The 21,354-nt window shown below is 43.5% G+C and carries 17 protein-coding genes and 1 pseudogene; 7 read left to right on the top strand and 11 right to left on the bottom strand.

From position 1 onward, the window contains the following. Positions 1-151: 151 nt before the first annotated feature. Positions 152-1,546, top strand: coding sequence for a branched-chain amino acid ABC transporter substrate-binding protein (locus tag QUA62_RS01160; RefSeq protein WP_333402016.1), 1,395 nt, complete (start codon positions 152-154; stop codon positions 1,544-1,546). 168 nt (positions 1,547-1,714) lie between these two features. Next, positions 1,715-2,791 (top strand): branched-chain amino acid ABC transporter permease, encoded by a 1,077-nt coding sequence (locus QUA62_RS01155; protein WP_333219772.1) that lies wholly within the window; start codon positions 1,715-1,717, stop codon positions 2,789-2,791. A gap of 176 nt (positions 2,792-2,967) precedes the next feature. Here the strand turns inward: QUA62_RS01155 and QUA62_RS01150 are convergent, their stop codons facing one another. Together QUA62_RS01150 and QUA62_RS01145 are read right to left on the bottom strand one after the other, a co-directional pair. After that, positions 2,968-3,540 carry a Uma2 family endonuclease gene (locus QUA62_RS01150; RefSeq protein ID WP_333402015.1) on the bottom strand — a complete coding sequence of 191 codons (573 nt, stop codon included), beginning with the start codon at positions 3,538-3,540 and terminating at the stop codon, positions 2,968-2,970. After that, positions 3,470-3,742 (bottom strand): hypothetical protein, encoded by a 273-nt coding sequence (locus QUA62_RS01145; protein ID WP_190656224.1) that lies wholly within the window; start codon positions 3,740-3,742, stop codon positions 3,470-3,472. Before QUA62_RS01145 ends, QUA62_RS01150 begins: the two co-directional genes overlap by 71 nt. Positions 3,743-3,798: 56 nt before the next feature. Between QUA62_RS01145 and QUA62_RS01140 the strand changes: the two genes are divergently transcribed. From QUA62_RS01140 to QUA62_RS01130, 3 genes are all read left to right on the top strand, one after another. Further along, positions 3,799-5,364 carry an ABC transporter permease subunit gene (locus QUA62_RS01140; protein WP_333402014.1) on the top strand — a complete coding sequence of 522 codons (1,566 nt, stop codon included), beginning with the start codon at positions 3,799-3,801 and terminating at the stop codon, positions 5,362-5,364. A gap of 143 nt (positions 5,365-5,507) precedes the next feature. Then, positions 5,508-6,344, top strand: coding sequence for a class I SAM-dependent methyltransferase (locus tag QUA62_RS01135; RefSeq protein ID WP_333402013.1), 837 nt, complete (start codon positions 5,508-5,510; stop codon positions 6,342-6,344). Then, complete coding sequence (locus QUA62_RS01130) at positions 6,341-6,487, top strand: hypothetical protein (protein WP_333402012.1); 147 nt, start codon at positions 6,341-6,343, stop codon at positions 6,485-6,487. The genes QUA62_RS01135 and QUA62_RS01130 overlap by 4 nt, the downstream gene beginning before the upstream one ends. On the opposite strand, the gene QUA62_RS01125 is transcribed toward QUA62_RS01130, so the two are convergent. From QUA62_RS01125 to dpdE, 8 genes and pseudogenes are all read right to left on the bottom strand, one after another. Then, positions 6,467-7,177, bottom strand: a complete 711-nt coding sequence (locus QUA62_RS01125; protein WP_333402011.1) for a hypothetical protein — start codon at positions 7,175-7,177, stop codon at positions 6,467-6,469. The two genes, QUA62_RS01130 and QUA62_RS01125, sit on opposite strands and share 21 nt — an antisense overlap. Positions 7,178-7,182: 5 nt before the next feature. Continuing rightward, positions 7,183-10,272: a protein DpdH gene (gene dpdH, locus QUA62_RS01120; protein WP_333402010.1), complete on the bottom strand. Its 3,090-nt coding sequence runs from the start codon at positions 10,270-10,272 to the stop codon at positions 7,183-7,185. Continuing rightward, positions 10,269-10,544, bottom strand: a complete 276-nt coding sequence (locus QUA62_RS01115) for a hypothetical protein (RefSeq protein WP_333402009.1) — start codon at positions 10,542-10,544, stop codon at positions 10,269-10,271. The genes dpdH and QUA62_RS01115 overlap by 4 nt, the downstream gene beginning before the upstream one ends. 75 nt (positions 10,545-10,619) lie before the next feature. Then, a complete protein-coding gene (locus QUA62_RS01110; protein ID WP_333402008.1) occupies positions 10,620-11,153 on the bottom strand; it encodes a hypothetical protein in 534 nt (177 codons plus the stop codon). Then, entirely contained in the window at positions 11,150-13,696 is a 2,547-nt protein-coding gene (gene dpdF / locus QUA62_RS01105; protein WP_333402007.1) for a protein DpdF, read from the bottom strand. Before dpdF ends, QUA62_RS01110 begins: the two co-directional genes overlap by 4 nt. Next, positions 13,696-14,136, bottom strand: a complete 441-nt coding sequence (locus QUA62_RS01100; RefSeq protein WP_333402006.1) for a hypothetical protein — start codon at positions 14,134-14,136, stop codon at positions 13,696-13,698. The genes dpdF and QUA62_RS01100 overlap by 1 nt, the downstream gene beginning before the upstream one ends. Before the next feature lie 56 nt (positions 14,137-14,192). Continuing rightward, positions 14,193-15,346, bottom strand: a pseudogene (locus tag QUA62_RS29285) (ISL3 family transposase). Positions 15,347-15,386: 40 nt separating this feature from the next. Then, positions 15,387-18,308 carry a protein DpdE gene (gene dpdE, locus QUA62_RS01085; RefSeq protein WP_333402004.1) on the bottom strand — a complete coding sequence of 974 codons (2,922 nt, stop codon included), beginning with the start codon at positions 18,306-18,308 and terminating at the stop codon, positions 15,387-15,389. Positions 18,309-18,601: 293 nt separating this feature from the next. Between dpdE and QUA62_RS01080 the strand changes: the two genes are divergently transcribed. After that, positions 18,602-19,381, top strand: coding sequence for an ABC transporter ATP-binding protein (locus QUA62_RS01080; protein ID WP_333287014.1), 780 nt, complete (start codon positions 18,602-18,604; stop codon positions 19,379-19,381). An 87-nt stretch (positions 19,382-19,468) separates the two neighbouring features. Here QUA62_RS01080 and QUA62_RS01075 read toward each other — a convergent pair whose 3' ends face one another. Further along, a complete protein-coding gene (locus QUA62_RS01075) occupies positions 19,469-20,329 on the bottom strand; it encodes a PEP-CTERM sorting domain-containing protein (protein ID WP_333402003.1) in 861 nt (286 codons plus the stop codon). A 317-nt stretch (positions 20,330-20,646) separates the two neighbouring features. Here QUA62_RS01075 and QUA62_RS01070 point away from each other — a divergent pair, with 317 nt between their 5' ends. Continuing rightward, entirely contained in the window at positions 20,647-21,354 is a 708-nt protein-coding gene (locus tag QUA62_RS01070) for an ABC transporter ATP-binding protein (protein ID WP_006631855.1), read from the top strand.

Here is a 21,354-nt window from a genome sequence, read left to right as displayed (position 1 = left end):
GGCTCTGCCTCGTTTCCTGGTCTGGTACGCCTTCCCAGGAAGATCGCGGGAACGAGAGAAGAAGCTTGTGGCAGCGGTGTATCTTTAAGAGTTCACGTAAAACTTGAAAATCTGTGCTAACTCTTGACTTACGGACTTAGAGAGTGGAAATATGCTAAAACGCAACCAACAAACGAACCGACCTATGAACTTTTCCCAGAACTCAGGGGACCAAAGTGCCACACCCCCAAAAATCAACTCAACACAGAATCTCGGCGCCGCAGGATTGCGGAAATTACTTTTTGCCGCCGGAATAGCCTCTCTGTGCGCTAGCTGTCAAAATCCTCCAGCACCAACCGCTACAACACCCGGAGCCAGCCCCGGAACCAGTCCCGCAGCCACTCCCGTCGCAGTCAGCAGCCCCGGAGACCCAAATACTGTCAAAATTGTCTCCATGCTGCCGATGACAGGCAGCGCCTTGGGTCAATCTCAAACAATGGTCAACGGCATCCAACAAGCACTCGCCGAAACCGACTCGAAAGCTTGCGACGGCAAAATCCAAATCCAATACGAAGTTTACGATGACGCCACCGCCGCCGCCGGCAAATGGGACCCGGCCCAAGTAACGTCGAACTCCAACAAAGCCGTCGCTGACAGTTCGGTAGTTGCCGTCATCGGTCACTATAACTCCGGTGCCGCCAAACTTTCCATTCCCGTGCTCAACCAAGCTAACATCGTCATGATCAGTCCGGCAAACACTTATCCGGGACTGACTAAACCAGGAAAAGGCGAAGCCAAAGAACCCAACGTTTATTATCCCGCAGGCACTCGTAATTTCACCCGCGTTGTCCCCGCTGACGACCTTCAAGGGGCTGTAGCTGCCAACTGGGCGAAATCTTTAGGCGTGCAAAAAGTCTACATTCTCGACGACCAAGAACTCTACGGCAAAGGCATCGCTGATGTTTTTGAAGCAACTGCTAAAAAGTTGGAAATTCAAGTCCTCGGAAGAGAGGGAATTGATATTAGAGCTAGCGACTACAAGGCGTTAATGAATAAGATCAAAGCTTTAAATCCCGACATGATTTACTTCGGTGGCACTACTCAGAGCAATACCGGACAAATAATTAAAGACATGAGAAATGTCGGAATGACGCCTGAGGCAGTTAAGTTCATGGGGCCCGACGGCATTAAAGATCAAGCTTTAATTGACGCGGCAGGCAAAGATGCCCAAGGAGTTTATGCTACTTTTGGCGGCTTGCCTCCTCAAGAATTGACTGGTGTGGGTGCGAAATGGTACGAAAGTTACAAGGCAAAATATAATGCTGAACCCGAAGCTTATGCAGCATACGCCTATGAAGCTGCTAAAGTGGCGATCGGCGCAATTAATAAAGTTTGCAAAAATGACCGCGCTGCTATCCGGGAAGCTGTCTTGGCAACTAAAGATTTTAACGGGGTACTCGGCACTTGGAGTTTTGACACCAACGGCGACACGAGCTTGACTACAATGTCAGGAAATGTTGTTAAAGGTGGCAAGTGGGAGTTCGTGAATGCGCTCAAGACCGAATAATTAATCAGAAGGAAGAGGGAAGAGGAAGAAGGAAGAAGGAAGAAGGAAGAGGCAAGAAGGGAGAAAAATCATTCAATTTTTTTAATTTCCCAATTCCAATTTTCCAATTTTCCCTTCCCTATTTCGCCTTCCTAATTCTCAATTCCCCATTCCCAATTACTCAAAAACATGAAGAACTGGAAAAGTATTCTCTTATATCTAGGTGTAGTTTATATAGTTTTGCTATTAGGCCCGATCGCAGGATTTGATTTGCCAAAAATAGTTGGACAAATAGTCAGCAGTCCTGAAGTTTTTATCCAACAATTATTAGTGGGTCTTGTCAACGGCGCGCTAATTGCAATTATTGCTTTGGGTTACACGATGGTTTATGGCATTATTGAGTTAATCAATTTTGCTCACGGCGATTTATATATGTTGGGGGCTTTTGCTTCCCTAACTGTGTTCGGGGCTTTTGGGATGCAAGATGGCGCACCTTTAGGTATTGCTATACCGGTAATGTTAGTCGCTTTAATTGTATGTTCGGTGTTTTGTGCTGGGCTGAATATTGTTGTGGAAAAGTACGCTTATCGGCCCTTGCGAAATGCTCCCCGTTTGGCTCCTTTAATTTCAGCGATTGGAGTTTCTTTTATTTTCCAAAATATGGGTCTGTTTTGGGGAGGATTGAAAGCTTTTATTCCGGTGATGGGTTCTAATTCTGCTGCACCGAAAAGTTTTCCCGATTTGTTACCGCGAGTTGATATTTTCAAAGCTTTGGGAATTCAAACGAGTATTGTATTTACTACGAAAGATTTAATTGTGTTGGTGGTGGCGGTTGTATTGATGGTTTTGCTTCATGTGTTTGTGCAGTACACTCGTCTGGGAAAGGCGATGCGGGCAACTGCTCAAAGCCGCGATGCCGCTAAAATTATGGGCATTAATGTGGATCAGATTATTGCTCTGACTTTTTTGATTGGGGGAGCTTTGGCGGGTTCGGCTGGGATTCTGGTTGGTCTGTACAACAATACTATTGTTTTTACGATGGGGTTTACGGCGGGTTTGAGGGCTTTTACGGCGGCGGTTTTGGGGGGAATTGGCAATATTGTCGGGGCGATGTTAGGAGGGGTTTTGATAGGGTTGCTTTCGTCTTTGAGCGATCAGTATTTGTCAAGCCGCTGGACTAATGCTTGGGTGTTTGGGGTTTTGGTGGTGATTTTGGCTTTTCGGCCAGGCGGCTTGTTGGGCGAGAATGTTCAGGAAAAGGTTTGAAGTTGCAGTATGTTTGAGATTGGGTTGTAGTGAGGACTTTAGTTCTCATAAAATTTTGAGGACTAAAGCCCTCACTACAAACATTTTATAAATTTGTGTGAGCTTCTTTGATGAAGAGACAGAAGTCGGGTATGAGAGAGCGCGATCGCGTTTTACGTTTTAGGTTATTTTACGTTTTAAATATTCCCTGGTTTGAGCCAGCCAAAAACTTCGCCTAAAGTTAACTGCATTTCCGGCATAAATTTGGGCATCGGAAGTATATCTGTTGGTTCTTGCAATGAAATCGGCTGCTGCCTTGCGGGATAGGCTAAAATGTTTTTTTCATCGGGATCGAGCAACCAACCCATCTGACAACCGGCGTTCAAACAGTGCAAAATATTGTTTGTGACTTTGGTTTGGCTTTGGGCTGGGGACAAAATTTCTATTGTCCAGTCTGGGTAAGCATTAAATGTATTGGCAATTTCGCCGTCAGCCTCTAGGGGAATGCGATTCCAAACAAAAATAGCGACATCCGGAACAATGGAACGTCCGCCAAAAGTGCAGCGAAGTTCTGGAAATGCCCAAGCAATCCGCTGAGGTTTGCCCGCTGCATTAACCCTCGTGATGAGTTCTCCCTGAATAGTGCTGTGTTTTCCTTGCGGCATAGGTTTTTGTAAAATCGCACCTTTGATGTATTCGCTAGCGGGTTTGGTTTCTGGGAGTTGCAAAAACTCGTCGAGGGTGATAGTTTTTTGAGGTGCTTGTACCATATAGCGATCGCCCGTTTGAAGTGTGTTGCGGTAACAGTTCCAGTATATTTGAAGTTTCGATCGCTGTGGTGAAACAATCGCTCTCAAAAGACTCTAAACTGTAGCTAGCTCGCTCAGCAGTTTCCAGAGCCGTCGATGGAGTTGCTGGAGGCAGAAGTTGACTGCCAGCCTCAGTCGCCTCTATAACTGCGACTCCTAGCATTCTTGCATCTAACTACTGACGGCTGACTAATAACTAATGACTAATAATTTATTACTATGTCAAAAAAAATAATTAATGCGATCAAATCGACTGGTATTTTAGGGGCGATCGCCTCTTTGACTGTTTTGTTATTCGGCGGTTGGAGCGGCACCGTAATCGGCTGGCTGATGGGTACGGCGGCGGGCTTTATTAGCTGTCGGGAGCAGAAGGTTTACAGCCCGAAAATGGGTGCTGCCATCGGCAGTTTAGCGGGATTGGGATTGGGAGTTTGGCTGTTAGTTGCGAGTGTGTTAGAAGGGGTTTTGATTAGACCTTTGTCTGGTCAATCTGCTGTGGCTTTGCCGACGACGCTGCTGTACGGGATCTGCAGTTTGACGATCGCAATTTTGACAGCTACGTTAATGGGTGCTTTGCAGGGTTTGCAGGGAGAACGCCAGCGGCTGGCAACTCTGGTGACATTAGCTTTTATTCTAATTCTGTTTCCGTTTATCGACATTCAGGCTCAGACTGGCTGGATTGCTACTGTAGTACAGATTCAAATCTTTATTATGCTGGCGCTGGGTTTGAATATTACTGTGGGTTTTGCGGGTTTGTTGGATTTGGGATATGCGGCGTTTTTTGCGATCGGCGCTTACACGACGGCTTTGCTATCTTCTGGGCAGTTAAATATTGCTTGGAACTTTTGGGTGGTACTGCCGATAGCGGCCGGTGTAGCTGCGATCGCGGGCGTAATCCTGGGTATTCCCACACTGCGGCTCAAGGGCGATTATTTGGCGATTGTTACCCTCGGTTTTGGCGAAATTATCCCGGTTGTGTTTAGGAATTTAACCGCGATTCGCATCGATGAACCAGTGTCGAAGATTGTTGCTTCCCTGTTGGGGAAACCCGAGTTGGTGCTGTGTCTGGTTGGGTGCGATCGACCTTTTAACCTCACCGGCGGCGAAGCGGGAATAAACCCGATCGGGCGTCCATCTCTCCCCATTGTCGGCACTTTCAGCACTGGCAACTACTTTCCCTGGTACTACCTAATTTTGCTGCTAGTTGTCTTTGCTTACTTCATGATTTCGCGGCTGCGAGATTCCCGCTTGGGCAGGGCGTGGAATGCCATGCGCGAAGATGAATTAGCGGCTAGTGCGATGGGGATTAACCTAGTCAAAACTAAACTTTCGGCTTTTGCGATGGGAGCGACGTTTTCGGGCTTTGCAGGCGCGTTTTACGCCGCCTATATCAGCGCGATTTTTCCCAGCGTTTTCGATTTCTCGGTGTCGGTAATCATCCTGTGTATGGTGATTTTAGGCGGTTTGGGCAACATGACCGGGGTGATTTTGGGCGCTATTATTATCATGTCTGCCGATCGACTTTATTTGCCACAATTAGCGCAAGTCCTCAAGGGTTTTCTGAATACTTTTGTACTCCCCAGGATTGCAATTCCCCAGTTAGCGGACTTTCTGGCAACCAGTTTAGACCCGATTCAAATGCGCTTATTTCTATTCGGCCTCACTCTTGTTGTCATGATGCTCGTGCGGCCGGAGGGACTGATTCCTGATAAAATACACCAAGCTGAACTGCATTCTGATGGTGAAGCGAGCAATGAGTCTTTAGCAGATGCGAGAAGTCAATAAGTAGGTAAGGGCAAAAACCATAGTATTTTGTAGGCGGGTTTAGCTAAGAATCTAGGATGCAAGGGAGTTTAGGGGTGTAAACACCCCGTCCCCATCTAATGTTTATTTGTAACCAACTACTTAGTAAGGGTGAAAGATTAGCCATGAAAAATGTAACTGGTACTGCTTTTATCGTTGCGGAATTTAGAGCCGAAGAGAATGAAGAGGCAATTCCTCTCTACACTGATAATGTAGTAAAAATTTGGCTTAATGAGGAAACAAAAAAAGTAGCTAGCCAAATAGCTCAAAACTCTCCCGCCGCTAAAGAAATGGTTAAGTTGCGAACTAAATATTTTGATGATGTTTTGTCAAATCAAATTTTAGGAGGTTGCAAACAAGTAGTTATTTTAGGTTCGGGTTTGGATACTCGCGCTGCTAGAATTAATGGAGAAGGAGTGATTTATTTTGAAATAGACGACCGCGCGACTCTTCAATTAAAAGAAGAAACTCTCAAAGCTTACAAAGTTACTGCTAATGTTCGCTACCTTCCCGGCGATTACGTAAAAGACGGTTTAATCTCCTTGCTGAAACAGAGTGATTTTGATTTCACTCGACCGACCTATTTTTTGTGGGAAGGCAACACAACCTTGCTTGCCAAAAAAGAGGTAACATTTGTGTTAGAACAAATTCGTGACAATGTTGAGAATTTTCGATTGTCCTTTGATTATATGTCGGAAAAGGTGATTTTGAGAACGACAGGCTACCAAGATATCAATGATTACATAGATAAATACGAAAGTATGTATGCAGCCTGGATTACTGGGTTTGAAAACATTGCAACTTTGGCTGGCGAACTCAATCTCAAAGTTATTGAAAACTTTTCGACGGCCGATTTACACGCACAATATCGCCCTCGACGTTCCCTAGAATCTAATCTTTTTAAGTTCTATTTTGTCTGTACGTTAGAGAATGCAGTAGGGTGCGTCAGTCAAGAGATTTGACAAAACTCAAACAATTTGCTGCTGACGCACCTTACCACAGCAAAGACGATCGCACTTTGTCTGTACGCTATAAAATGCAGGAGGGTGCGTCAGTGATTTCTTGGACAATCGCAAACCATTTATTAGGTCAAGCGAATTCGTAAAGAATCAATCAGACGGTGTTTAGTCAACCAATCTTCTACCTCTGGCGTTAAAAGTCCCCGGGTAGCACCCTCATTAGCAGCCTCTTTCACAAAACGAAGCACTGCTTCAGGAACCTCATCAGAATTTAAGCCCTCCCAGCACTGCTTTAATTGCTCAATTAGCCGATCGACTTTATCAAAATCCTCACTGCTTTGGGGAATTGAGTTTGAGTCCTGAATTTGCGAATCTAAACTTCTAATCCGTTGGACAGTTGGCTTAAATGCCGAAACTTTATCCAATAAATTTAGGATTTCATTATTAGTGCTGGGCTTATTTTGATTTCGGTAGAGCCACCAAGATTGATTCAATTGCTCTCTCAGAGAATTTTGTAATTGCTCTATCCTAGAAGTGAAATTCTTTTTGTTGTTAAAATTTTCATTGGATATAATCCATTCAGGATTTTTTTTAAATTCTGCCTCAACATTAGCAATAAATGTCAGCAAAATCTCAGCCTTTTGAGTTAAATGAAAATTGGTAATTCCTTTTTGGCGAAAAGCTCTCAAAGATTGAACAAGAGGTAGAGTTTCAGGGACAGCTTGCTCAATCTGTTGTTGTCTAGATTGAAAACCTTGCAAATTTTTTGCATATTTCTGAAGATTAGATTTCTTTTGAGATAACTTAATCAGTTGAGTGGATTTTTGTAAAATCATACGCTCTATCCTTTAATTTCAGTAATGAGCTCTTGCAGTTTAGCCAATCCATATTCAATAGCCCTATGGCAAGATTCTACTGTTGCACCACCAGACACTTCTAAATCTTCAATTCGGTTATTCACCTCGGTTATAGAAGCATCAAGAAAATTGTTAGTGCTGCCGACAAATTCGGAAGCCTCTGTCATTGCTTTTTGATGATTTTCGCTGAGATACTTAAGCAGCTTCCCCGGTTTACTATCGGGGTTATCTTTCTCAGCTTGCACGCGCTTCATTGTTCCCAAATAGCTAGAAAGCTTAACAAGATTAAACTGTTCCAACACAGATTTTAGCTCATCGACACTCTTTCTGCCTCCTCGAAATACACCAGCTTCTTGCGAGCTATCGATCGCCCGCTTTACTAAATCGGTAACATCTTTTTTCTTGATGTCTTCCCCTAATTCAGCTACTAGAGAATTGTAAACACCAAGTTGACGATCGCACTCTTCTTGAATTGCTTTTTCTAGCAATTCGTCCGCAGCTTGACGCGCTTTATCAATTTCGGGAAACCTCTCTCGAACATCAGCCGGAATTTCACATTGAGGTTGCCAAGATTTGCTAACCTGTTTCAAAGGTTCCAAAATTTGAACAGTATCAATAATTTGAAATCTCGGAGAGCTACCTTTTGTGCAAGCTGTGCGACTGGTAACAATTTCTAGTAAAGCCTCGCGGTGTTTTTGTAAGCTAGTAAATAGCTTTTTCCAAGTAGCTGAACGATTTTCTAAATCTTTTGCTTCTAAATCGAGAAACAAACTATTAATCAAATGTTCAATCGAATCTGTAGGATGTCCGGCCATTGTTGCTGCGATCGCCAGTAGCTCAACTGCCGCAGGGACAGGGTTCCAGGGTTCCCCAGATTCGCGGGGATACAGGCGAATCTGGTCAACAACATATTGACTCCATTTTTCCAGTTGTTTGGCGTAGGTGCGAAAGTAGCGATCGCCATCGGGGAACTTCCAATGCTTGTAATGGTTGTATTGTAAAATGCCTTGGAAGGCGATCGCGCTTTCTCGAAACTCATCAGGATCGTCAGGATTAAGAGGAAAAGATAGTTTAACTCCAGAAATCGTCTCCCTCGTAACTTTTGGGCTGTAAAAAATTAAGTTTCGGCGCTTAAAGTATTTACTATCGCTAGCAGCAAAACTCCCCTGAAGTAGCATTTCTGTATCCCATTCTATCCGCTCAACAATAGCTGAGTAAATCAACGGTCGCAGTTCTCCACCGATATCCTGCGGGAGAATTTCTCGGTTATTCCAGCGATCGAGAATTTGCAGTTGATTCGCCAACTTATCGGGAATTTTTTCAGTTTGAGATTGTGGCTCAACTCGATAATTACTAACCGAAGTCCTAGAGTCTTTAGCCTGCGAAGCTGAGGGTCGAACTTTGGTCTGCTGCACCTTCACGCCAAGTGCAGGAATATCAAATGCGGAGTGAATTTCTGGGCGAAAATCACAAAGCTCGTTACTATCCGTCCACAAATCGAGGAGAGTTTGGCGGCGATCGTAATTTTGTGGGTCTTTGGCTTTAATATCTTTCTGAAACATTGTATCCAGCAACCTATTGCCAAAGTGTTCCCGCACAGAAATAGCAGGAAAATTTCCCTGCTCAATATCAGAAATAGAATTTTCTAGAGTCCACTTGAGAACATCTCTAATCAAAAATCGAGGTTTAAAAGTTTCGGGGTTTACCCTGGCAAGCATCTGCTCTAAGGCTTCAGGCGTGAAGGGATACAAACCAAAACCGTCCGCTTCTCCAAAGCCTGCATGACAAGCTAGTTTGTGTTCGCATTCATTGCAAGCACTACTTAGTGCTGTTTTATCTGAATCTTCATAATTGCGAGACTTAGCCCAATCTTGAATTATTTTATCCTCCAAACGCACCGCGTTGAGATATCGAGCCACAAATTGTTTGATATCTGCATAATTCACTAAAGATTGTTGTTTTCCAACTGTACCGACATCGAGATTAACGCTAAAAGTAATCCGTTGTTTTACAGTATCTAACCTCAAACCGTCAAAATATCCCGTAGTACAAGCTAGCGCCGTTCGCATCGCGCACAAAGATTTGCCTCCGGCTTGTTGCGGTCTCGCTAAAACTGCTTCTAAAACTTCGCGGTCAATTCCTTGAAATTTGGCAAAATCTTCAATCAGTAAAACTAATTCTACTCCTTCTTCGGCTAAAGCTTCGCGAACTTCTCGCATTAATCTTTGCAAGTCTTCCCGTCCGAGGCTCAAAACCTGAGCGATCGCTTCATCTAAATGACGGTTCAACCAATGTACAGTGGCTTTTTGGATATTCTCATTGTTGATTAAAAAGACATAAAAATCCTGTGCTTGCTTCCCAGCTTTTTTTGCCCAGTCTAAAACATTTAGAGGCAAGTCCTCAAGCGAAAATTGCCGCCGTTCTTCAACAATTTCTACCGTATCTCGATGTCCGAGAATGTGGATAACTAATTGATGGACGATCCCTCCATCCTTTAGCCAGTATTCTCGGAAAAATGGATCGTATAAAAAAGAGTCAATTACATCAACCAGGTAATATTGTTCATCAGAAAGTTGAGTGCGATCGCCCCGACCATTTGGGCCAACCGCAGCAGCAAGCTGATTCAGAAGTTGTTCCCGCGCTTGCGCTTCAGTCAAGGTGCTAGTGGCTCGATTTAAACGCTGCCGGTATTCATCGAAGGTTGCTCCTGCCATCCCTTCTAATATTAAACTGATAATATCTTTGAGATTCGTTCCAATTTTGGGAATCAGCAAAACTCGACGCTTCTGTGTCGATTCAATATTGGCGGCCAACCAGCGAATCAGGTGAGATTTTCCTGTGCCAGAACTTCCTAAAACTGGTACGAAAGCGAAATCTTGTTCAGCCAGAAAATCTTTGAGAAATTGTTCCTCACTGTAGCGAACTCGCGACGGCACTTCGATAAGTTCCTGGCGGTACATGGCGATCGGATGGTGAGTTGCCAGAAATATACTATCTGCTGTTTGGGTAGCTTCCAAACCCATCACGCGGCGAACGCGCTCCACATCCCAGCAAACAAATTTTGTAAAAGTCATAGTTCTACTCCCCTCCAAATAATATGAGAAAATCCTGCTTCATTGTCGGCACTTGGAAAGATGAATAAATCGGCATCCGACTCTTTTTTAAGCTGGATGTAACCATCATCCTCAAGGCGCAATAAAGCAAAAGCCGTGCTAGTGGATAAATGATTGGGTAAGCGAAAACAGATTTTTTCTTCAACCTGTTCTCGAAATTTGCCAGTTTCAAACACCGGGCATTTTTTAGCTAAACGCTCGACAAACTCTGCGATCGAAAGTTTAGCTTGCACTTCTCCTTGAAATAACTCTTTTAAATTTCGTTTGAGATAAGCAGTTGGTTCGGCAACTATTCTTTTATTTCCTCCTCAAGCATGACTCCAAGCAAACCCCAAATAACACATCCAGTCCGCGACTTGACCGAACAGACTATTGCTGGATAATTTCAAATCTAAAGATTCATCAACTCCCTGCTCTGCGACAAGCTGTTCTACTTCTTCCCAAGTACCGGGAGCGTTATAAATATCTTGGGCTAAATACCATGCTATTAACCGACCAAAATCTCCTTCATCTTCGTTATCAGAAGCGAAAAATAACTTTGCCAGCGTATCCGGCAACAACTTATCGCCAGTTTGAGGATGTCGAGCTTCTTCGGTAAGATTAAAATTTATAGCAATGTCCTCCTTTTCTTCGATTAATAAACCGCACTTGATACTTTCTCGCAGTGCAGCATCAAACATCGGATGTTCCGCACCTTTGTTTCTCCCTTCTGACAATTTATCGGGAGAAAGCAGGCTAGTGAGTTTTCCCCTGTTTTCACACTGTTTGGGGGCTTGAAGCAAATATCTAAATATGCCTCGCATTCGGCTAGGAGCCGCCAAAGCAGTTTTTAATACGCTCATAAATTCACCTCCTTACAAAAGTGGTTAAACATAAAATATTTACCTGGAAAAATATCAATTAGCTTGCGGTCATTGCGACTGGGATCGGGTGTATCTACGGGAAGCAGGATAATCAGCGGCGCGTCAGAAGTTCTGTTTGGTGACAGATATTTCTCAGGAATAGCCTTTCCATGCGGATGAAATATCAGGGTAGGAATGCGCGGCATCAGAATGGGTTGATAGTTTTCAAACAAAAAGAGAAAAGCATCTGGGATTAGATTTGGTTCTTTAATTAATGTACTATAAAATTCGCGACTAACAACTAAATTCCTAATTCCCTGCTCCCTCAACCATTGAAAAAGTTGAGGGCTTTTACCTTTCCAATTTTTCTCCTCCATAGATTCATAGAAAATTAGCATTAATTTATCTCCTGCTAGCAATCGTTCTAGTTCTTCACCTACAAAAAGTTTAGGGTTTGGCCATACAGATATCGGCGCGGGCATAATGCCTGCAAATAGCGAGTCCCTATTTTTTCTGCAAATGGGACATCCGCCGCAAGCACGAGAAACTATCACCTGCTTTCTCGGTTCTGGTATTGCACGATCGCGTATTGTGTAAGCTTCAGCTAATATTTCCGAAATACAACGTTTTGGTCGTAAAGCCTCGCGCATCAATTCCAAGTTTCTATAGCTCCAGTTTTGGCGTTGCTGGCGAATTGGTTCTACTTTACGTTCCCAGGTTTCGGCTTTCAGATGCGATTCATCTAAAATACGAATAAATCGGGATTCTCGGTGCAGTTCCAAAGCTTTTTGATAAGCGTCGTTCGATTCAAAATTTTGGATTAGCGGCGGTCGTTCGGCATCCATTTCGATTAAACCAGCCTGACTTATCAGCGTTAAAGTGCAGATGTTCCACTCCTGATTCTTTTTGCTGTTCATGTCAATATCTGCTAGTTGGAAAGATGGAGGAATATTGACGGGAACGCGAAACCGACCATCGGGAAGAATTGTTTTCTTGAAAAACATACTGTCCCACCGCTCTAAACCCCGTTTGATCGTAATTGCAGATTTGTCATTAAGATACTGGGCAATGTCTAAGTCTTCATTGGTATGCAATGTGAGCGAGATTGCTGCCTTGCCGTCTCGACCTCCTCGACCGACTTCTTGATAGAAACGATCGATAGTTTCTGGGATGCAGGCATGAATTACGGCTCGAACATCGGACTGATCCACGCCCAATCCGAAAGCCGAAGTAGCAACGACTATATCAACTCGTCTCTCGCGCAAGTCTTCAATCAGTTGAGAGCGTTCTGCTGGGCTAGAATCTCCGGTCATAATGGCACACCGCTTGAATCCAGCACGCAACAAATCCTGTTTCCATCGCCTCACATCTTCGCGTTTTGTGGCGTAAACAATCAGAGGGCGAGGGAGATGATAAACAGCTTCAATTAGTCGCTCTTTTCTGACTTCTTCACTTTCACACCAAGCAAACCAGTAAGAGGGTTCTGGTCGCAACTGCACGGCAGATATCACTTGAAACGGGCCGGGTTTGCCGAATAAAGTTTCCAGGGTATCCAAACAGGATTCGGTTAAGGTTGCAGTCAGCAATAAAGTTGTAAAAGAAGTTAAACGCAACAAGTCTCTTCGCAAGCCGGGAAGTTCTTGGAATTCTGTGCGAAATTCATCGCCCCACTGCTCGACGATATGAGCTTCATCTATTACGAAATACCTCAACATTTTTAAACTTGCGGCTTCGTAAATAGCAGGTGCAAGGGAACTCATCAAGCTTTCGGGTGAGGTGAAAACGATGCGCTGGGTGCCGTTGCGAATGCGATCGCAAATTTCCTTCCGTCTCTGTTGTCCTTCCCCAGACTCATCGCCATAATAAGCAGTCGCATGGTTAACAAAACGTTTCAAAGCTCGTTCTTGGTCGATCGCTAGTGCTGTAGTCGGCACAACAATGACACTGACACCAGCAATTTGCGATCGCAAAAGCGCTGGCAATTGAGCGCAGAGACTTTTTCCCGAACCCGTAGGCAGATTAATCACAAGTGTCGAACTCTCAGGAGCCGTCAAAACAGCACGAATTGCTTCACGTTGCCCTACACTCCGATATTTATTCAAATCCACCAATTCCAGAAACGGATCTCCCGCTACAGGCTCGTAGTTACGGCGAATTTCCTCTTTAAATACGCGTTTGTCTAGAGCATATTGTTCGGAAAAATTCAGCCAATTTGGTTGCCAAGGACGAGCGCTAATTAAATAGTAATCCGAACCTTCACGCAAAATATTGATACCGCTTTGCCGCCAAATTTCGCGATTCGGGAAAGGAGAAGTCCGAGGTACTTTTATAATTTGGGGCATTCCGCCCTGTAGCTCATCTTCCCGCCGCAGTAGGTGACGCACTAAAGCAGCAATATCTCCTTTTCCTGGCGCGTCAGGAGTTCCCACAGCAGCCAAAGCATCACGCAAACGCCTTTGACAAGCTTCTGAAAACTGACTTGTATCAGCAGGTACATTACCTGTCTGTAGAATGTCTCTGAACTCTTGGAATGAATCAGCCATCACTCATCCCCCTCTTTCTGAAATTGAACGGGAACTCGCCCAGAAACAATGATGAATCCTACAGAATCAAGCTTGATTCTGGGATGGCGAATTCCTTCTAAAATAGCTTGACTTAAAGCAGTTTCTATGTTTACTTCTTGCGCTAATAATGAATGCGAAGTTTGTTGGCTTTGAGCTAAGCGGTTAAGACGCAGGCGCAGTTGAGCAAGTCTTTTTTCTAGTTTCTGTTCGGCAATTTGGGCCTGTTGTTCGCAGAGTTCGATGAAAGAAGTGCGCTCGCCCAACAATGTTTCAGAAGTCCGACGCGCCTGATGACAAAATTCTTGCCAATTACTAGCATCAATAAACTCATTCAAAATCGGCAACCGACTTTTTGCCAAGTTGTAATCTCGGCATGGATGACTGTTTTTACCTTTATAGGGACGTTGCAGGATATTCAAAAGTGCTTCATCTTCAACAATGCTCGGCTCTCCTGAACTTGCGGTGATATTTTTATCTAATTAGAAAAGCACGCTAATACGCGTTCTCGAAAATTATCAAAGTTTGAAAAGCCATATCCTTGTCGCATAATTAACTTAATTCGATTATTTATTCCTTCCATCACTCCACTTGTTGTGCGATTAAGAAAGTAATTACAAATCCCTTCAAAATGATTAACAATTGTCGAACATGATTCTTTAAAAAATATCGTCGCATATTTCAGCCAATCCTTGAACTTTGTCTGGGCTATTTAGACGGTCATATCGGTTTCGTATATTTCCTGAAACTCTTCTTTCATCTCATAAGCAATTCTTAAGCATTCTGATTTTCCCAAGGTGATTGCCAACCTTTCAATTTGGTCGGAATTAAGGTTGCTTCGATTACTCAACAATAAGTATTTGCTGCCTCTATCTGTAATTCCTACTGCTCGGCGCAACTTATTCAAGTCTTTATTAACTGCTTTCATCACGTGAAAACGGTCGATAACAATTTTGGCATTTGGGAATACTTGTTCTATAACTTTTGGAAATCCTCCCCACATATCAATACTCACTTCCTCAACCTGTTCTCGAACCTCAAACGGTTGTTTTATAAGGGCTTCAATTAGGTCTGGTTGACGGTGAGAGTCAATCATTTCAATCAAATTACCCCCCTCTATGTCACTGACAACAGTTACCAAACTTCCTTTTCCTTTTCTCATACTTATCTCATCTATACTCACTCGTTTAACTGACTCCCAACAGCTTTTTTTTGACAGGAATTCACATGAGTAAAAATACCTTTAATTTCGTCATAACTCAATCCTTCTTCTCGCCCTATTTGTTCCATGCTTGAGTGTTGAACACGCGCATAAATATTTTGTTCGTATCGTTGAGTATGCCGTCTGTTTTTGTCCAAAAATTCTAATCTTTCTGTAACGTAACGTTGACAGCTAGCGCAGTAAAACTGCCGACGAGGTACTTGTAAATACACAGAACGACCGAAAACTGACAAATCTCTGGCTAATATAGGTCGATTCTGATGGAGTTCTTCTATATAATTATCACAGTGAGGACAAACTATTCCTGATGCTAAAGCACTCAAACGAAAGTAAATTTGTCCTTCAATTTGAGTGCAAGTTTCAACCTTGACTCCAGGCAAGTCTAATAGATAGTCTAAATGAAAGCTCATCACTATAACTGTCTTGGTTGATCTATTTTACACCATAAACTCAGGAGAGCCCAATGCTCATTGGTTCATACCGAGCATCCATGAAAATTGTCTCTATATTTGGGGGAAGTAGCGCATCTGTACGTCGCTTTAGAGCCTTGTATTTGTGATGATCTATTCCAAAATATGTTAAAACTTTTTGGGCTATCTCTAAATTGGCTTCGACTATATAATTAAAGCGAAAACCGAACCATTCCATCCCTTCCCCAGCATCCCAAGATTCATCGCATCGCCAGATTGCAAATGCTTGACCCCTGTCATCCCAATGGATATAAGATGCTAGTGCTTCCACAAATCCTTCCCCAATACGGTAGAGGTTGACACCAGGATATTGAGTTGATATTCTCCGGTTATAAGTACCACAGGGTTGTGCATAAGCAGCAAAGCGAGTTTGCAGATCGTGGATGGGAATTAGAGTGCGCTTAGTAGGTTGATAACGCCCTACTTTTTCTAAATTCGGATCGTCAATTTGTTTGAAGTGCAGTGCTTGACATATCCAGTCTTCTGTTGCTCGTTTAATTTCCTGATGGCGAGCATCATAATCATCTAAAGTTTGAAAATATTGGGTAGCGTTTTCATCCTGGGCATCTATTTCATCTAAAGCGTTTTGTTCGCTAATTTTTACCTGTTCTTCAGCAATTTCTTGTTGGATAGTCCCTATCATTTCCAAGAGTACACTAGCACCAGATTGAAACAGAGTGGTTACCAGTCCTGGTAGTTTTTCATCTACATAAAACTGGAGACTGGCAATTGATTGATGAAAGATGCCGAAACCGTTTTTTAATAATTGATACCAAGCATCGTGAGGGCTATCCTCTAAGTCTGAGCCGGCGAATACTGTAAATTGAACATTTAAAGGGCGACCAATGCGATCGATCCTACCAATCCTTTGTTCTAAACGATTTGGCGACCAGGGAAGATCGAAATGAATCATCCAATCAACAAATTGAAAGTTCCGACCTTCTTCAGCAGAGGAATCGCAAACAAGGATAAAACTATTTCGGTCATTTTTGAACTGGTTGAGGCTTTTCTCAACATGAGAACGAGACTGTCCTAATTGATGGCTAGCTACAGATGCCTGACCAAAGGTATCTGATAAGCACCGGAAAATTTCAGCGCCTGTTTGGGCAAAACTGGTGAAAATGACAATTTTAGGTAGGAGAGTTCCCGATATCGGTCTGCGAATTCGCTGTTGCACCTGTTCGAGCAATTTATGAAGGTTGCTGCGATAAGATTGAAGTTTAAAAGTCTCTGAAAGATGATAAAGTATCACTATCTTTAGTAATTCGAGGCGAGATCCTTCTTCTGAAGGTTGCTGAATAATCCTTAGTAAAGATTGCAAAATCTGTTCTTCCCCAGAAAATTTAGGGGTTTCGGTCAGAATGCGGATATGATCGGCACCAAATTCTTGAATCAAGGCAGAATGGGAGATGCCGCTTAAACGGGTTTCCAGCACTTGCGCTAAAATCCCTAACCAAGTCCCGCTAGCACGGAATAAAAGTAGAAAAATTTGCTGATATTGTTGTTGGTTAGGAGCGACTGTGCGCCATTCATCAATTAGTTCGTGAATTTGGGGCGATCGCTCATCTAAGTCATACTCTACTTTTGGTGTCACATTTCGGGCAAAAATTACATCTTCCACCGCAGCGCGACGGTTGCGGAGCATTCGACGGTGTAACCGATAGGTGTCGCTGATGTGGGTGCGAATCGATCGCACAATTCGATCTCGATCGGCCGGGAGTGTTTCTTTAGAAAGCAAACAATTTTGTAATTCCTCTACGAGATTTAGCAGATATTTATCTTCAGCAAAAAGGTTTCGCAGTTGGTTGAGGTTAGTTTTAAGCACAAACGGATTTGCTTTCTCTTTAAATGAGAGTAAAACTCGACCAATTTGTTGGCGGTTTTTCACCCTCGCACGAAAACCTTCTAAATCATCAAGTTGATAGGTGATCGGATCGAGTAAGTGCAGCATCGCCAGGAAATCTTGCTCGTGATTGAGAACTGGAGTTGCAGATAATAGAAGTAGGCGATCGCTTTTATGAGCGAGGTGTTTGCAAGTCTGGAAACGCCTGCGCTTTATCGAATCTGAAGAGGTCGCCATTGCTGCGATATGATGTGCTTCATCTAAAATCAGGAAGCCCAAATCGGCATTCGGGCTGACTCGATCGACATCCTCTACTGCAAGTACCTGGACACGATTGTCCAAGTCAGAGACATAGAATTTATGTTCTAATTCTTGAAGCCACTGTTCCCGCAGGTATTGCGGTACAAGCACCACTGCACGTCCCTGCGGTCGATCGAGGAGATACTGGCGAAGAATAGCACCTGCTTCGATCGTCTTTCCCAGTCCAACTTCATCAGCTAATAGGTAACGTTGAATGGGGTCTTCGAGTACGCGGCGGACAACTTCAACTTGATGAGGATAAAGGTCAATATTGGCAGAAATCAGCCCTGTCATCCCGCGACTGACAGCGCGTTGTTGGATGAGACACTGGACAAAAGCTAAACGTCGATCGTGAAAGTAGGGCGTTTCCTGACCTTTCATCGCTAAAGTTTCGATGGGGTCATCGATGGGTAGGTTGCAACGAACATAAATTTCCTGTTCAGCAACGAATGCTATCTTTTTATCGGGTAGATCGATTCGATACTGACCTTTGTCTTCGTCCCAGTCAAAAATTCTGCCAATTATCCATGTATCCTGGCTTTCTGACTGGATGTAGCATCGTGTCTGAGGCGGGAGTTGAACTCTATAAAGCGAAGTTAAGGGTAAGGTTTTTTCAAGGCGTTGCCCAATTGAGCAGAAGTATTCAACTGTTGCTGTAGAGTAGGATAGAGCGGTAACTTTTCCGATTCCTAAGTCGTTGTTTGGCGATTTTTCTGCGGAGACGCTTCGCGATCGCACTAGCAAACCAAGCTTCATCATAGTTCCGGCCTCAATACTACCCCTTACTCGAGTAGCCGATCCTCCTGGAACACTACCCGTGTAATTTAATTTTCCACCCTTTTTGTCCTTAAACTCAAGGGGAAACCTTAAACCGAAACGCAGTCATGAAGCTTAGCCCAAGACTTTCTGTAACGCATTCCGATGCCCAAATCTTTCGGTGTCGTAACCAGCATCCCACCACAGCCAAGCTGACGCACTTTAACCGAGCGGATTTGGTATTATATAGAATCCGAGCTATAACAACTTAACTAATATTAGGAAACACAACCCCAATGTCATTATTAGAAGCACAGCAACTTACCATGCGATTCGGCGGTTTGACGGCAGTCAACCAGGTTAGTCTAACATTAGAAAAAGGCTCGATCGCCAGTTTGATAGGCCCCAACGGTGCGGGCAAAACTACTTTTTTTAATATGCTGACGGGGATCTATAAACCGAGTGGGGGACAGTTGGTACTTGAAAATAAAAATATCACCGGTTTACCGCCGGATCACCTGACAACTTTCGGCATTGCTAGAACTTTTCAAAATATCCGTTTGTTTAACAATATGACTGTGCTGGATAATGTTTTAGTAGGCAGACACTGCCGATTAAAAACAGGTTTGTTGGGCGCAATCCTCCGCCCTCCGGCTGCGATGATTGAGGAACGAGAAGCTAAAATAAAAGCGCTGACTATGCTGGATTTTGTCGGTTTAGGTGCTTCTAAAGCGCCGGAGTTGGCAAAAAACCTTTCCTACGGCGACCAGCGGAGATTGGAAATTGCCAGGGCTTTGGCTTCCGATCCGAAAGTGCTGCTTTTGGACGAACCGACTGCGGGGATGAATCCGAACGAAACGGCTGATTTAACTCGCTTTATTTACCGGATTCGCGATGAGTTGAAGTTGAGTATTTTGCTGATTGAACACGATATGAAGGTGGTGATGGGAATTAGCGATCGCGTTAGTGTGATGGAGTATGGTACTAAAATTGCTGAGGGAACTCCGGATCAAGTTCGCGCAGATCCTCGGGTAATTGAGGCATATTTGGGAAAAGAAGAAGAGGGCAATGGATAATACAGAATAACTAGATACCCGACTTCTTATTAAATAAGTCGGGTATCTAACAGCATAGTTGACCTAGTTAGATGTTTTGCGTCATTCCTAAACTTTTGATTTAACTTCAGACAATTGATTCTTAAGTTTTCGCCTCTTGGTGAGGAAACCGAAAAACATGGCAGTGCCTAATATAGTAGTAGGTTCGGGAACTGGTTCTGCTTGGGGAACTGGTTGCGCTTGTGCCCCTGCGATATTGTTCTTAACTTCTACTAATTTTAAATTAGTGGTGCTGTCAAAAGTCCGCGAATACACTCCGGAAGTATACAAGCTCAGGCTTGTTGTATTACCTTGAGCGAGAAAAGCAAAATTAATTTGTGTGGGATTAAAGTTTCCAGCGAGGTTGTATGACAAACTTAATTCCGGGGCTTTAAAAGAGTGCAAACCGATCCCAAATTGAAATGAGTCTAAAAGAATGTTAGAAACAGTGTCAATTAATGCAAAAGATATACTACCTGTGGCGCTAGCCCGTTCTGATTGGGGATTAGTAACAGATGTTAAAAGATGTAAAATAGTCTGAACAGTGAAGGAAAAAGTTTCTTTTGCCTTAATAGAGAAGTCACCGATCACTGCTGCTTGACTTTTGGCTAAACCGGAATAGTTATTCCCGGTGCCTATGACTCCACTTTGCGAGAGATTTGCTGCCAGCAATTCGTGACAGTTAGATATAAAAGCTGCCTCAGCATTCGCTTTGCTAATAACAAAACCCCTGGTCGCTCTTGTCTGAGTGTTACTGTTAGTGAATGTACCTGTCCCAGTCGGTCTGTGACTGAAGTCGTCAATGGTTACTTCTGCAGCAGAACCTGCGATTATTGCAGCACTGCTAGGGGCAATGCCTACAGTCAAGCCGGTTACTAAAGGAGTTGCTAATAAAAATGCGATCGCTCCGGTACTGTGATTGAATTTCATGGTAGATTTCCTTAAATTTGAAAAATTTTAAGTGCTGTTATTGGTAACTTGTAGCGGTTGGTTTCGCTTACGTATTAATACTACCTATTTACTTAGAGATTTTTGTAAAGCTACTGTCAAGAAATCTTGTGTTTAAGTAAAAATTCTGTAAAGTTGGTCGCCACAGCTACTAAAAATACATTGTATGGGAGCTAGGGCGGGTGTTGACCTAAGTAAAATTACTGATTACTATAAAAAAAGTTAATTTTAAATAAATGCAATAAAAATTTATAATTAGTCTGGATAATATAATAAAGCACAAAGCAGAAAGAGTAATTATGTTGGAAATTAAAGACATTCACACTTACTACGGAAATATCCACGCTCTCAAAGGAGTATCGCTAACAGTCTCGCAGGGAGAAGTTGTGACATTAATCGGCAGCAACGGGGCGGGGAAAACTACAACTCTCCGCACAATTCAAGGACTGCTGCGCCCGCGCCAAGGCACTGTATTATTTGAGGGAAAGCCTTTAGAAGCACTATCTACAGAGGCGATCGTCCGTTTGGGGATTTCTCAAAGTCCCGAAGGGCGGTTGATTTTTCCGCGAATGACGGTGCAAGAAAACCTAGAAATGGGTGCTTATCTCCGCAACGATACTCTCGGTATCAAGTCGGATATGGAAAAAGCATTAAATTTATTTCCTCGTTTGCGAGAAAGAATTAGTCAAAAAGGGGGAACTCTCAGCGGCGGCGAACAGCAAATGTTGGCGATCGCCCGGGCTTTGATGTCGCGCCCCCGCTTGTTATTATTGGACGAGCCGAGTATGGGATTGGCTCCGATGTTAGTCAGTCAAATTTTTGCGATCGTCCGCGATATTAATGCTGAAGGAACAACTATTTTACTGGTGGAACAAAACGCTCGCATGGCTTTAAGTGTAGCCCACCGCGGCTATGTCATCCAAACCGGTCAGGTTGTAGTCGCTGGTACTGCTAGTGATTTGCAGTCAAATGAAACTGTTCGCAAAGCATATTTAGGTGAAAGTTAA

This window comes from Microcoleus sp. MON1_C1, assembly GCF_036701945.1.
Lineage (GTDB): Bacteria > Cyanobacteriota > Cyanobacteriia > Cyanobacteriales > Microcoleaceae > Microcoleus.
Note: the sequence above shows the minus strand (reverse complement) of the source record. Positions and strands in the feature narration are given on the sequence as shown.

Bases quoted from the DNA above. Each gene is read 5' to 3' on its own strand.
- QUA62_RS01070 (WP_006631855.1), top strand. From the start codon at position 20,647: ATGTTGGAAATTAAAGACATTCACACTTACTACGGAAATATCCACGCT.
- QUA62_RS01160 (WP_333402016.1), top strand. From the start codon at position 152: ATGCTAAAACGCAACCAACAAACGAACCGACCTATGAACTTTTCCCAG.
- QUA62_RS01150 (WP_333402015.1), bottom strand. From the start codon at position 3,540: ATGGTACAAGCACCTCAAAAAACTATCACCCTCGACGAGTTTTTGCAA.
- QUA62_RS01110 (WP_333402008.1), bottom strand. From the start codon at position 11,153: ATGAGCGTATTAAAAACTGCTTTGGCGGCTCCTAGCCGAATGCGAGGC.
- QUA62_RS01140 (WP_333402014.1), top strand. From the start codon at position 3,799: ATGTCAAAAAAAATAATTAATGCGATCAAATCGACTGGTATTTTAGGG.
- dpdH (WP_333402010.1), bottom strand. From the start codon at position 10,272: ATGACTTTTACAAAATTTGTTTGCTGGGATGTGGAGCGCGTTCGCCGC.
- QUA62_RS01075 (WP_333402003.1), bottom strand. From the start codon at position 20,329: ATGAAATTCAATCACAGTACCGGAGCGATCGCATTTTTATTAGCAACT.
- QUA62_RS01135 (WP_333402013.1), top strand. From the start codon at position 5,508: ATGAAAAATGTAACTGGTACTGCTTTTATCGTTGCGGAATTTAGAGCC.
- QUA62_RS01155 (WP_333219772.1), top strand. From the start codon at position 1,715: ATGAAGAACTGGAAAAGTATTCTCTTATATCTAGGTGTAGTTTATATA.
- QUA62_RS01080 (WP_333287014.1), top strand. From the start codon at position 18,602: ATGTCATTATTAGAAGCACAGCAACTTACCATGCGATTCGGCGGTTTG.
- dpdF (WP_333402007.1), bottom strand. From the start codon at position 13,696: ATGGCTGATTCATTCCAAGAGTTCAGAGACATTCTACAGACAGGTAAT.
- QUA62_RS01145 (WP_190656224.1), bottom strand. From the start codon at position 3,742: ATGCTAGGAGTCGCAGTTATAGAGGCGACTGAGGCTGGCAGTCAACTT.
- dpdE (WP_333402004.1), bottom strand. From the start codon at position 18,308: ATGATGAAGCTTGGTTTGCTAGTGCGATCGCGAAGCGTCTCCGCAGAA.
- QUA62_RS01125 (WP_333402011.1), bottom strand. From the start codon at position 7,177: ATGATTTTACAAAAATCCACTCAACTGATTAAGTTATCTCAAAAGAAA.